Source organism: Kribbella sp. NBC_01510 (genome assembly GCF_045040325.1).
Taxonomy (GTDB): domain Bacteria; phylum Actinomycetota; class Actinomycetes; order Propionibacteriales; family Kribbellaceae; genus Kribbella.
In genome coordinates this window covers 7,075,513-7,085,980 of sequence record NZ_CP109418.1, presented here as the reverse complement: position 1 = coordinate 7,085,980, position 10,468 = coordinate 7,075,513, and the positions used below count along the sequence as shown (strand labels likewise).

The following is a 10,468-nucleotide window of genomic DNA, read 5'->3' as shown; positions in this document are numbered from 1 at the left end:
TTTAGGCGGCCGGGCACAGCCACTCACCCGGATTACCAAAGGCGCCCTGCCAGCGCCTTGAAGGCCGCGAGCTGGTCGGCGATCGGGGTCTCGACGATGTTCAGATCCCAGTCGACGCGGCTGATGCCGGACTCGGCCGCCAGTTGGAGGTCGTCGAGGATCGCCGCCGGGGTGAAGGTCAGTGGGCCGTTGAGCATCGGGTGCGGTTTCAGCGGGCCGGCGCGGAGGATGATCGGGCCGGAGCCGCCGGCGTCGTGGTACCAGCCGATGGCCACGCGGGTGGACTCCCAGTCGCGGTGGGCCAGTGTGAGCCCGTCGGCGATCCGGGCGGCCCGTTCGATCGCGGATCGCGTGACACCACCGCCGTACAGGGTGAGCGGTGCCAGTGGTTTGGGCCCGATCTTCGCCGGCGGGACGGTGAAGTGCTGACCGGCGAGCTCGACCGGATCAGGTCCCCAGCACGCCCGCAGTACCGCGACCGCCTCCTCGTACGCCGCCACCCGCCCGTGATCGGGGACGCCGGTCGCGACGAACTCCTCCGGTAGCCAGCCGAGCCCGATGCCGAGATCCATCCGGCCGCCCGAGAAGTGGTCGATCGTCGCGACCCGCCGCGCCAGCACCACCGGCTGCTGGAACAACGGCATCAGCACCGCCGTATGCAATCGCACCCGCTCGGTCCGCGCCGCGACGTACGTCAACGTCTCCGACGCGTCGTACGCCGGATACTCCGGCAAGCCGGCGTGGTTCACCCAATCCGGCGCCGCCGGCAACAGCAACCGCTCGAACACCGACACCGCGGCGAAGCCAACTTGCTCCGCCGTCACCGCGATGTCCGCGATCGCCGCCGGACTCGCCTCCGGCCCGATGATCGGCAGTCCGACTCCCACCTGGGGGTAGGCCATCAGCGCATCCTTTCCGACCGAGGGCACACCGACAGCGCCCTCTCCACCCACTGGTCGGAGCCGATTACCGCGGTTTGCGTCAGTCGTCGTGCCGGGACGAGGACTTGACTGCGAGGACCGGCACGGGGGACTCCAGGAGGACTCTTTGGGCGGTGCTGCCGAGGATGAGTTTGCCGACGGGGCTGCGGCGGCGGAGGCCGAGGACGATCAGGCCGACGTCCTCGGCGGCGGCCGCCTTGAGGAGTTCGCCGGCTACGTCGCCACTGGTGACGGCCTGCTGGATCGCCACCTCGACGCCCAGCTCTCGCAGCCTGGCTTCGGCGGCGGCCAGCTCGTCGGCGTTGGCGTAGCGGGTGTCGACGTACGAGTCACCGCGACTGGTGTTGAGCAGCAGGACGGACGCCCCCCGCATTTCCGCCTCAGCGGCCGCGGCCGTCAACGCGGCCTCGCCCTCGGGAGTTGGCACGTAACCGACCAGGATCTTCACGCCCTCACTCTCCCATCAGTCTCCAAGCCACTCACCCCTCCACGCCGGACCTGTACCACTCACAGCCAAACAACCGAGCGCCGGGCAGCTCACGTTCGGCCACCGGTCGGCAGCGGTCGGACACGTGCGTTGATGAGTGGCACAAGTCCGGCCCGGGCGAGAAAGCGCACTCGCGTCACCCGGTGGTCCCCCGCTGGGCGGTCCCGCGATCGTCGTGCAGGTGCCCCTGGCTTAGGGTCGTGCGCATGGTGGAACTGCAGGTGGTCCTGCCGGACGAGTCGGCGGCCATGGCTCCCGAACGGTTGGTCGAGCTCGCCGTAGCCGCGGAGGAACTCGGCTACGGCACGGCGTGGTTGCCGGATCATCTGCTGCCGCCGGGCGAGTTCGGCTCGACGTACGGCGGGGTCTACGAGCCACTCGTGACCATCGGCTACCTGGCCGCGCGCACGACCCGGATCCGCTTCGGCACGTCCGTACTCGTGCTGCCGATGCGCAGCCCGTACGTCGTCGCCAAGCAGGCCGCGACGCTTCACCGGCTGTCCGGGGAGCGCCTCGTCCTCGGCATCGGCGCCGGCTGGGACGCGACCGAGTTCGCCAGCGTCGGAGCGACGTTCGAGGACCGCGGCCGCCGCACGGACGAGTCCCTCGCGATCATCCGCGACCTGTTCGCCGGCAGGGACCGCGGCGGTGTCTTCGAGCCGAAGCTCCGCGCCCCCCTTCCGATCATGATCGGCGGTACGACGAAAGCCGCCCTCCGCCGAGCCGCCCGCTACGGCGACGAATGGCAGGGCCTCGGCCTGGACGCCACAGCCTTCGCCACCGCCGTAACCCGCCTTCGCGTGCTCCGCGAGGAGTCCGCGACTCCGAGCGAAGAGTTCGCAGGGCGCGGCGGAGTGGAGCCGGCCCGGGTTGACGCAGCGCGGCCCGTGCGGGTTGGTACTCGGCTGGACTGGTCCGGCGGAGATCCAGGCCCGGTCGTCGAGCTGGCCTACGAGCTCACCGACGCCGGAGCGGAGACCGTGGCCGTCTCCTTCGGCGACGAACACGACGCCCTGGACCGGATGACCCGCTTCCGCAGCCTGTTCACGGCGGGCTGAGTTTGTTGCGGAGGACCTTGCCGGTGGCGTTGCGGGGGAAGTCGTCGAGGATGACGATCTGGCGGGGAGTCTTGAAGCGGGCCAGGTTGGCGCGGACGTGGGCGATGAGGTCGTCCTCGGTGACCGGCTCGTGGAGTACGACGTACGCGACCAGGCGCTGACCGAATTCGTCGTCGGGGACCCCGGTGACGACCGCCTCCGCGACCGCGGGGTGGGCGGCCAGGCATTGCTCGACCTCGACCGGGTACACGTTCTCGCCGCCGGAGACGATCATGTCGTCCTCGCGGCCGTCGACGAACAGCCGCCCGGCCTGGTCCAGGTGGCCGAGATCACCGGTGCTCATCCGCCCGTCGACCACCGTCTTGCTCGAGCCGTCGGAGTACCCGCCGAACACCAATCCACCGCCCGCGAAGATCCGCCCGGTCTCGCCGGTCGGCACCGGCCGGTCCTGGTCGTCGAGGATCCGGATCGAGCTGCCGAGACACGGCCGCCCGACGGTCCCGGGCGCCGCGATCAGATCGGCCGACGTCGCGATGGTGGCGATCCCGACCTCGCTCGACCCGTACGCATCGCACAACACCGGTCCGAACCGTTCGATGAACCGCTCCGCCAGTGGCGCGCCCAGCGCGGACGCCCCGGAGATCACAACCCGCAGCGCCCGTAGGTCGTACGTCGCGATCTCCGCCGGCCCGAGGTCGAGCATCCGCCGCAGCATCACCGGTACGGCGAGGATCGTGCCGGCCCGGGTCCGGTCGGCATCCGCGAGTACCGCAGCCGGGTCGAACCGCGGCCGCAGCACGAGCGGTGAGCCAAGAAACAGCGCGAGCATCGACGTGAGCAGGCCGAGTCCGTGGAACAGCGGCGGACAGATGACGATCGGCTCACCCGACCGGAGACCGAACCGATTGAGCGCGCTCCCGGTCAACCCGGCAAGCCCCAGTGCGGTCGGCACCCGCGGCGCGGCCTTCGGCGTACCCGTGGTGCCCGAGGTCAGGATCGTGATGTGGCCCGGGGAGTCCGGCGACGGTACGGCGGCGGCCGTCGACCCAGCCAGGTCGTCGAGATCCGAGCGGACCGCCGGGACGCCCGCGGGCGGTGTGAACTCGGCGTCGTGGATGAGCAGATCCGGCCGGTGTCGCTCGAGCACCGCCTGCAGTTGCGGGGGAGCGAACTCGGTGTTCACGAAGAGCACGTCCGCGCCGATCCGGGAGGCGGCCAGCGTCGCCTCGATGAACCCGCGGTGATTCCGGCACAGCACGGCGACCTTGCCACCGGCAACGATTCCGTGCCGGTCGTGCAGACCGGCCGCGATCCGCTCACAGCGCCGGTCGAGCTCGGCGTAGGTGATCTCGCCGGCCTCGTCGATGACCGCGGCGCGTTCGGGATAGCGGATCGCCGCGATGGCGCCGAGCGCGGCCATCGACTGACCCCAGGCGCGCAGCGCTCGCTCGATGCCGATCAGCTGCGACGGCCGGGCCGAGCGCCACAGGCCGGACTTGATCAGCGCAACCGACAGCCCGCCGACCTCTGCCGCTCCCTGGATCAGCCACTCCGGCGGACGCATCGGCGCGATCGGGCGGGGCTTCCTCATGGCTTACCCCGCTTGGTCCCGCCTCCGGTACGACGGAAGTACTGCTCGAGCAAGCGGTCCGTCGGAACGCGCAACAGGTTGCCCAGGGCATCGGCCGGGCGGACCATCGGGGGAGTGATGTTGTGCGGCCGTTCCGCGACCGCCGTACAGACCTGATCGGCGGCCTGTTCCGGAGTGAGCCCGGGCATCTTGTTCAGCAAGGGGGTCGGCTCGCTCATCCGGGTGTGCACGAGGCCCATGTAGACGGTCGACGTGGTCACGCCGTCGCCGCGGATCTCCTGCGCGACACAGCGCAGCCAGACATCGAACGCACTCTTCGACGCCAGGTACGCCGACCACCGCGCCATCGGTGGGGTCCGCACGCCCGCGGTCGAGACGTTGACGATGTGCCCGGAGCCGCGCTCGCGCATCGACGGGAGCAACTCCGAGCACGAGCTTGGCCGGGCCGAGGTAGTTGACCGCGTTCGTCCGCTCGATGTCGTGGAAGCGCTGGTACGAGTCCGCGACCGACCGGCGGATCGACTTGCCCGCGTTGCTGACCAGTACGTCGACACGGCCGTGCTCGGCCAGCACCGTGCGAGCCAGCTCCTCGACGGCCACCGGATCGGCCAAGTTCGCCTGGTAGACGAACGCCGTACCGCCGGAGGCCCGGATCTCGCCCGCCACAACCTCCAACTGATCCGCCGTCCGCGCCACGAGCAGCACGGTCGCCCCGGCCCGGGCAAGCCGCTGCGCGGTCGCCTCGCCGATCCCGTACGACGCACCGGTCACCAGGACCACCTGGTCGCGAACGGCCGCGGCCAGCCGGTCGTCGGCGATCCCTGCCCGCCCATTGGTCAACGCGACAAGCAACGACCACCCGATCGGACGCTTCCCAGTCACCATGCGGCTGACATTACCCGCTGGTAGCCGCGGATGGCAGGCGCTGCAGCCATTCGCGGATCAGCGCGCCGAACAACTCGGGCTGCTCGAGTTGCAGGTTGTGCCCGGCGACGTCGAGAGCCGCGAAGGTGGCGCGAGGGTAGTGCGGGAGCAGCGCGAACTGATCCGCGTACCCGGTCACGGCGTCTTGTCTGCCGCAGACGATCAGTGTCGGTCCGGCGTAGACAGGTCCGCTCTCAGGCCCGATCGACAACGCCCAGTTCCGCTGGATGCGGTCGAGCGCCTCGGTGTCGGCGACGGCGAGGCCGGGCGCCACGTCGGAGCGGTACGCCGCCAGGGCGGCCGCCGTCTGGACCACGGCGAGATCGGTGAAGTCCTCGCCCTCGGTCAGGGACTCGACGACGCCCGGCTCGGTGCGCAGGACGACGTGTTCGGGCACGGTCCGCTCGCTGTGGACCAGCTTGCCGACCGGGCAGACCAGGCCGAGGCCGAGGATCTGCTCTGGCCGCTCCGCGACCAGGCCGCGGGCGAGGTAGCCGCCGTACGACTCGCCGATCACGATGAACGGCTCGGTGCCGATCTGCTCGTCGATGAACGCCCGGACGGCGGCCTGGATGCCGTCGGAGCTGTCGATGTCGCCGGCCGGGCTCTGGCCCATGCCGGGCAGGTCGGGGTAGAGCCGCCGGTATCCGGGCAGTTCGGCGAAGATCGGCTCCAGGCATCCGGTCATCAAGCGGTGGTCAGGGGTCCAGCCGTGCAGCGCCAGGACTGGAACGCCGTCGCCGTACGACACGTGGTGCAGTGTCATCGTGGTTACCTTTCGCCGAGCTCGATGCGAGCGGACAAGTTTTAGCAACCGCCACCGACAGTCTTAGAGTCGCCTCATGTCGAGTCGCACACCTCAAGGTCCCGCACCCGAAGCTTCCATCCTTCATGCCCGCCTGGAACGCGCCCGCGAAGCGGCCGCCGGCACCGGTCTGCTGATCGCGCCGGGGTCCGATCTGCGCTACCTGATCGGTCAGGCCGGTGGCTCGTTCGAGCGGCTGACCGCGCTGGTGATCCCGGCCGACGGCCCGGTCGCGCTCGTCGTACCGAAGCTGGAGGCGCCTGGATTCGCCGGCTCGCCACTGGACGAACTGGGCGTCGAGGTCGTCACCTGGGTGGACGGCGACGACCCGTACGGCGTTGCGGCGGATCGGCTGCGCGGCGTGGATCTGGTCGCGGTCAGCGATTTCACTCCGGCGTTGCATGTGCTCGCGCTACGGGATGCGATGCCCAAGGCCGAGCAAGTGCTGGCCGGGCCGATCGTGCGTGAGCTGCGGATGCGCAAGGACGCGGCCGAGATCGAAGCGCTGCGGAAGGCCGGGGCGGCGATCGACCGGGTGCACGCGCGGGTCGGCGAGTGGCTGCGACCAGGCCGGACCGAGGCGGAGGTCGGCGCCGACATCGCGGCTGCGATCGTCGAGGAGGGCCACATCCTGGCCGACTTCGTCATCGTCGGTAGCGGACAGAACGGCGCAAGCCCGCACCACGCCGTGTCCGACCGGGTGATCGAGGCAGGCGACGTGGTGGTCGTCGACATCGGTGGACCAGTTGCCGAGGGCTACAACTCGGACTCGACCCGGACGTACGCCGTCGGCCAACCCCGGGACGCGGATGTCGCCGCGACGTACGCCGTACTACAGCAGGCGCAGCAGGCGGCGGTGGACGCCGTGCGGCCCGGCGTCTCGGCGGAGTCGGTCGATGCTGCGGCGCGGGAGGTCATCGTGGCGGCCGGATTCGGCGACCTGTTTATCCACAGGACGGGACATGGGATCGGGCTCGACGTGCACGAAGAGCCATACATTGTCAGTGGGAACGGGTTGCCGCTGGAGCCGGGGATGGCGTTCAGCATCGAGCCGGGCATCTACCAGCCGGGGCGCTGGGGTGCGCGGATCGAGGACATCGTGGTGGTCACCGCGGACGGCGTCGAGTCGATGAACAACCAGCCGCACGAGCTGGTCGTGCTCTGAGGCTCAGCCCGCGCGGAAGGTCTTGCGGTAGGTGAGGGGAGACACCCCGAGCTCGGAACGGAGGTGATGACGCAGGGAAGCCGCGGTACCGAGGCCGGCCGACTCGGCGACGCGATCCACGGTCAGGTCGGTCGTCTCCAGCAGGTGGCATGCGTGGCGCACGCGTTGCTGCAGCAGCCAGGTGCCCGGGGACTGCCCGGTCTCGGCCTTGAAGCGCCGGCTGAAGGTGCGCACGCTCATCTGCGCATGAGCGGCCATCGCCGGCAGGCTGAGCGCCCGGCCGAGCCGCTCGAGCGCCCACGCGCGCGTCGGCGCGGTCCCTTCGCTGCCTTCCTCCGGTACGACGCGCTCGATGAACTGCGACTGACCACCGTCCCGCCACGGCGGTACGACGCAATGCCGCGCGGCCCGGTTCGCCACCTCACTGCCGAAGTCGCGGCGGATCAGATGGAGGCAGAGGTCCACGCCCGCCGCGAGGCCGGCGGACGTGAGGATGTCGCCGTCGTCGATGAACAGCCGGTCCTCGTCGAGCTGCACCTGCGGGTAGACGCTGCGGAAAAGCTCGGCCCGCTGCCAGTGCGTGGTCGCGGGCCGATCGTCGAGCAGTCCGGCCGCACCGAGGACGAACGCGCCGGTGCAGATCGATGCGATCCGCGTGCCCGGCCGGATGGTCGCTAGCGCGTCGGCCAGGTCGTCAGGCAGGGTGCCCTCATAGCGCGGCTGCGCGATGTACGTGCCCGGGATGATCACGGTGTCCGCGTCGGCCAGTGCCTCGGGGCCGTAGTCCGGGATCAGGCTGAAACCGGCGCTCGCCCGGATCGGCGCGATCTCCAGTCCGCAGATGCGGACGTCGTACAGCGGGGTGCCGTCCGCCTGCGTGGCCGCCCCGAAGACCGTCGGCGGGATCGTCAGGTCGAACCCGACGACCGGCGCAAGAGCCAGGACGGCGATCCGGTGCGGGCCGACCGCGGAGAGGTGCCGCTTGCCGCGAACTGGAGTCATGGCCACATCTTGACACATGCTGGCATTCTGGCCACTAGTTCGACGGCGGTCGAACCGGCAGACTTGGCCGGGTGACGCAGATTCTGGAGACGAAGAAGGCTGCCCGGGTCCATCTGGCCTGGGCAGTCGCCGCCGTGGGGTTCGTGACGCTGATCGGTGCGGCCGGCTTCCGGTCGGTGCCCGGGGTGCTGCTGGATCCGCTGCACGACGAGTTCGGGTGGTCGCATGCGACGATCTCGTCGGCGGTGTCCATCAACCTGCTGCTCTACGGCCTGATGTCACCGTTCGCGGCCGCGCTGATGGACCGGCTGGGCCTGCGTCAGGTGGTCAGTGGGGCGCTCGTACTGATCGCGCTTGGCAGCGGGCTGACCGTGTTCATGACCGCCTCCTGGCAGCTGCTGCTCTGCTGGGGTCTGCTGGTCGGCATCGGCACCGGGTCGATGTCCATGGTGTTCGTCGCGACGATCTCCGGTCGTTGGTTCGTCCGCCGTCGCGGTCTGGTCACCGGGGTGCTGACGGCCGCCGGTGCGACCGGGCAGCTCATCTTCCTGCCGCTCATCGCGAGTCTGGCGGGCCATTACGGCTGGCGTGTCCCGGCGCTGGTTGCGGCCGGCTCTGCGCTGGCCGTCGTACCGCTGGTTCTGTTCTTCTTGCGGGACTACCCGAGCGATGTCGGACTGCGCGCGTACGGCGCTCCCGAGGGCAGCACGGCCGGACTGCGGGTCGAGTCGACCGGCAGTAGTGCGGTACGGGCGCTCAAGGCGTTGCAGACGGCCATGCGTCGGCCTGCGTTCTGGTTGCTTGCCGGTGGTTTCGCGATCTGTGGTGCGTCGACCAACGGACTGATCGGCACGCACTTCGTCACGGCTGCGCACGACCATGGCATGCCGGCCACGACCGCGGCGTCGTTGCTGGCGCTGGTGGGTGTGTTCGATGTCGGGGGGACGATCGCGTCCGGCTGGCTGACCGACCGGTGGGATCCGCGGTACCTGCTCATCGCCTACTACTCGCTGCGTGGGCTTTCGCTGCTGGTGCTGCCCTCGCTGCTCGGTCCGACCGCCCAGCCGAGTGTCTGGGTGTTCATCATCTTCTACGGGCTGGACTGGGTCGCGACCGTTCCGCCGACCGTGGCGCTGTGCCGGGAGTGGTTCGGAGTGGACGGGCCGATCGTGTTCGGCTGGGTGTTCGCATCGCACCAGATCGGTGCCGCGCTGGCCGCAACGGGTGCCGGTTGGATCCGGGATGCCCAGGGCAGCTACAACCTGGCCTGGTATCTGGCCGGCGGATTGTGCGCGGCCGCGGCGCTGATGTCCGCGAGCATCGGTCGCCGCCTCGTGACCGCTTGAGACCGTCTGTCCGCTAGCCTCGATCTAGGTTGAGGTTGGAGGGATGGACGATGGACATCGAGCCGGGTGAGCTGACAGTCGGGCAGTTGTCGCAGCGCAGCGGCGTGGCGATCTCGGCTCTGCACTTCTACGAGCGCCAGAACCTGATCGTGAGCCGTCGTACGTCGGGCAACCAGCGCAGGTACCGGCGGGACACCCTCCGCCGCGTGGCGTTGATCCGGATCGCGCAGCGGGTCGGGATCCCGCTCGCGGAGGTGGCCGCGATCCTTGCCTTGCTGCCGGACAACCGGACGCCGACGCGCGCGGACTGGGAGCGCATCTCCGAGTGCTGGCAGGCCGAGCTCGATCGCCGGATCCTGCACCTGGAGCAGTTGCGCGACGACTTCAAGGACTGCGTCGGCTGCGGCTGCCTCTCCCTCGACCGCTGCGCCCTCGCCAATCCGTACGACGCCTTGGCCGCGAAGGGTCCGGGTCCGCAGCGACTGGTAACCGCCGAGGGCGAACCATGCCATCCCGGCAAGTGCGCCTGAGCCCAGCCGCACCGCCCGCCTGCCGCCTACCCCCGTTCGAGGGGGGATCCTGCTCTCCAGCTGGATGTGTGGGGTGATCGTCAGCGGGGTGTGCTGGTTCGGGATAGGGGGCGATGTCCGGGGTGGGCCGGGGTGGAGGGTGTGGCGAGGCTGGGCCGGGGTGGAGGGTGTGGCGAGGCTGGGCCGGGGTCGAGGGTGTGGCGAGGCTGGGCCGGGGTGGAGGGTGTGGCGAGGCTGGGCCGGGGTGGAGGGTGTGGCGAGGCTGGGCCGGGGTGGAGGGTGTGGCGAGGCTGGGCCGGGGTGGAGGGTGTGGCGAGGCTGGGCCGGGGTGGAGGGTGTGGCGAGGCTGGGCCGGGGTGGAGGGTGTGGCGAGGCTGGGCCGGGGTGGAGGGTGTGGCGAGGCTGGGCCGGGGTGGAGGGTGTGGCGAGGCTGGGCCGGGCGGTTCCGGCGGACTTGTTGTGCGCGGATCGGTTCACGTTTGGTGACCTGGGACAGGTCGTCGCGGGCCGAGACAGGCAATAACGTGTCCCGACCCGCCAGTACGTGTCCCAGGCCCCGGCAGTTGGTCAGCCGCTGGCCCAACCCCATCCCAGGGGACCACCACCCCGCCGGCTGCAC

The 10,468-nt window shown here is 70.3% G+C and carries 10 protein-coding genes and 1 pseudogene; 4 read left to right on the top strand and 7 right to left on the bottom strand.

The annotated features are described in order from the left end of the window. Positions 1-32: 32 nt before the first annotated feature. Positions 33-902: an LLM class flavin-dependent oxidoreductase gene (locus tag OG558_RS34980; RefSeq protein WP_405066807.1), complete on the bottom strand. Its 870-nt coding sequence runs from the start codon at positions 900-902 to the stop codon at positions 33-35. Positions 903-981: 79 nt separating this feature from the next. Next, positions 982-1,389, bottom strand: coding sequence for a universal stress protein (locus tag OG558_RS34975; RefSeq protein ID WP_329476939.1), 408 nt, complete (start codon positions 1,387-1,389; stop codon positions 982-984). Positions 1,390-1,634: 245 nt separating this feature from the next. Between OG558_RS34975 and OG558_RS34970 the strand changes: the two genes are divergently transcribed. Then, complete coding sequence (locus OG558_RS34970) at positions 1,635-2,486, top strand: LLM class flavin-dependent oxidoreductase (protein ID WP_405066806.1); 852 nt, start codon at positions 1,635-1,637, stop codon at positions 2,484-2,486. Here OG558_RS34970 and OG558_RS34965 read toward each other — a convergent pair. The 4 genes and pseudogenes from OG558_RS34965 to OG558_RS34950 form a co-directional block, all read right to left on the bottom strand. Continuing rightward, on the bottom strand, positions 2,473-4,077 hold the full coding sequence (locus OG558_RS34965) for an AMP-binding protein (protein WP_405066805.1): 1,605 nt from the start codon (positions 4,075-4,077) through the stop codon (positions 2,473-2,475). The genes OG558_RS34970 and OG558_RS34965 overlap by 14 nt on opposite strands. Further along, the gene (locus OG558_RS34960) at positions 4,074-4,487 is read right to left on the bottom strand and encodes an SDR family NAD(P)-dependent oxidoreductase (protein WP_405066804.1); all 414 of its coding nucleotides are present in this window, start codon (positions 4,485-4,487) and stop codon (positions 4,074-4,076) included. Before OG558_RS34960 ends, OG558_RS34965 begins: the two co-directional genes overlap by 4 nt. 82 nt (positions 4,488-4,569) lie before the next feature. Further along, positions 4,570-4,962: pseudogene (locus OG558_RS34955) on the bottom strand (SDR family NAD(P)-dependent oxidoreductase); the annotation flags it as partial. A 10-nt stretch (positions 4,963-4,972) separates the two neighbouring features. Beyond that, a complete protein-coding gene (locus OG558_RS34950; RefSeq protein ID WP_405066803.1) occupies positions 4,973-5,767 on the bottom strand; it encodes an alpha/beta fold hydrolase in 795 nt (264 codons plus the stop codon). Between the two features lie 76 nt (positions 5,768-5,843). Between OG558_RS34950 and OG558_RS34945 the strand changes: the two genes are divergently transcribed. Next, on the top strand, positions 5,844-6,971 hold the full coding sequence (locus OG558_RS34945; protein WP_405066802.1) for a M24 family metallopeptidase: 1,128 nt from the start codon (positions 5,844-5,846) through the stop codon (positions 6,969-6,971). A gap of 3 nt (positions 6,972-6,974) precedes the next feature. On the opposite strand, the gene OG558_RS34940 is transcribed toward OG558_RS34945, so the two are convergent. Continuing rightward, positions 6,975-7,973, bottom strand: a complete 999-nt coding sequence (locus OG558_RS34940; protein WP_329476953.1) for a helix-turn-helix domain-containing protein — start codon at positions 7,971-7,973, stop codon at positions 6,975-6,977. A gap of 71 nt (positions 7,974-8,044) precedes the next feature. Here OG558_RS34940 and OG558_RS34935 point away from each other — a divergent pair, with 71 nt between their 5' ends. Both OG558_RS34935 and soxR read left to right on the top strand, forming a co-directional pair. Next, a complete protein-coding gene (locus OG558_RS34935) occupies positions 8,045-9,319 on the top strand; it encodes an MFS transporter (protein WP_329476955.1) in 1,275 nt (424 codons plus the stop codon). Between the two features lie 50 nt (positions 9,320-9,369). After that, on the top strand, positions 9,370-9,849 hold the full coding sequence (gene soxR, locus OG558_RS34930) for a redox-sensitive transcriptional activator SoxR (RefSeq protein WP_328520696.1): 480 nt from the start codon (positions 9,370-9,372) through the stop codon (positions 9,847-9,849). The last annotated feature ends 619 nt before the right edge of the window (positions 9,850-10,468 follow it).

What these genes read in the sequence shown, in the direction of transcription:
- OG558_RS34980 (WP_405066807.1), bottom strand. Translation starts at nt 902, where the DNA reads ATGGCCTACCCCCAGGTGGGAGTCGGACTGCCGATCATCGGGCCGGAG.
- OG558_RS34970 (WP_405066806.1), top strand. Translation starts at nt 1,635, where the DNA reads ATGGTGGAACTGCAGGTGGTCCTGCCGGACGAGTCGGCGGCCATGGCT.
- OG558_RS34965 (WP_405066805.1), bottom strand. Translation starts at nt 4,077, where the DNA reads ATGAGGAAGCCCCGCCCGATCGCGCCGATGCGTCCGCCGGAGTGGCTG.
- OG558_RS34960 (WP_405066804.1), bottom strand. Translation starts at nt 4,487, where the DNA reads ATGCGCGAGCGCGGCTCCGGGCACATCGTCAACGTCTCGACCGCGGGC.
- OG558_RS34950 (WP_405066803.1), bottom strand. Translation starts at nt 5,767, where the DNA reads ATGACACTGCACCACGTGTCGTACGGCGACGGCGTTCCAGTCCTGGCG.
- OG558_RS34945 (WP_405066802.1), top strand. Translation starts at nt 5,844, where the DNA reads ATGTCGAGTCGCACACCTCAAGGTCCCGCACCCGAAGCTTCCATCCTT.
- OG558_RS34940 (WP_329476953.1), bottom strand. Translation starts at nt 7,973, where the DNA reads ATGACTCCAGTTCGCGGCAAGCGGCACCTCTCCGCGGTCGGCCCGCAC.
- soxR (WP_328520696.1), top strand. Translation starts at nt 9,370, where the DNA reads ATGGACATCGAGCCGGGTGAGCTGACAGTCGGGCAGTTGTCGCAGCGC.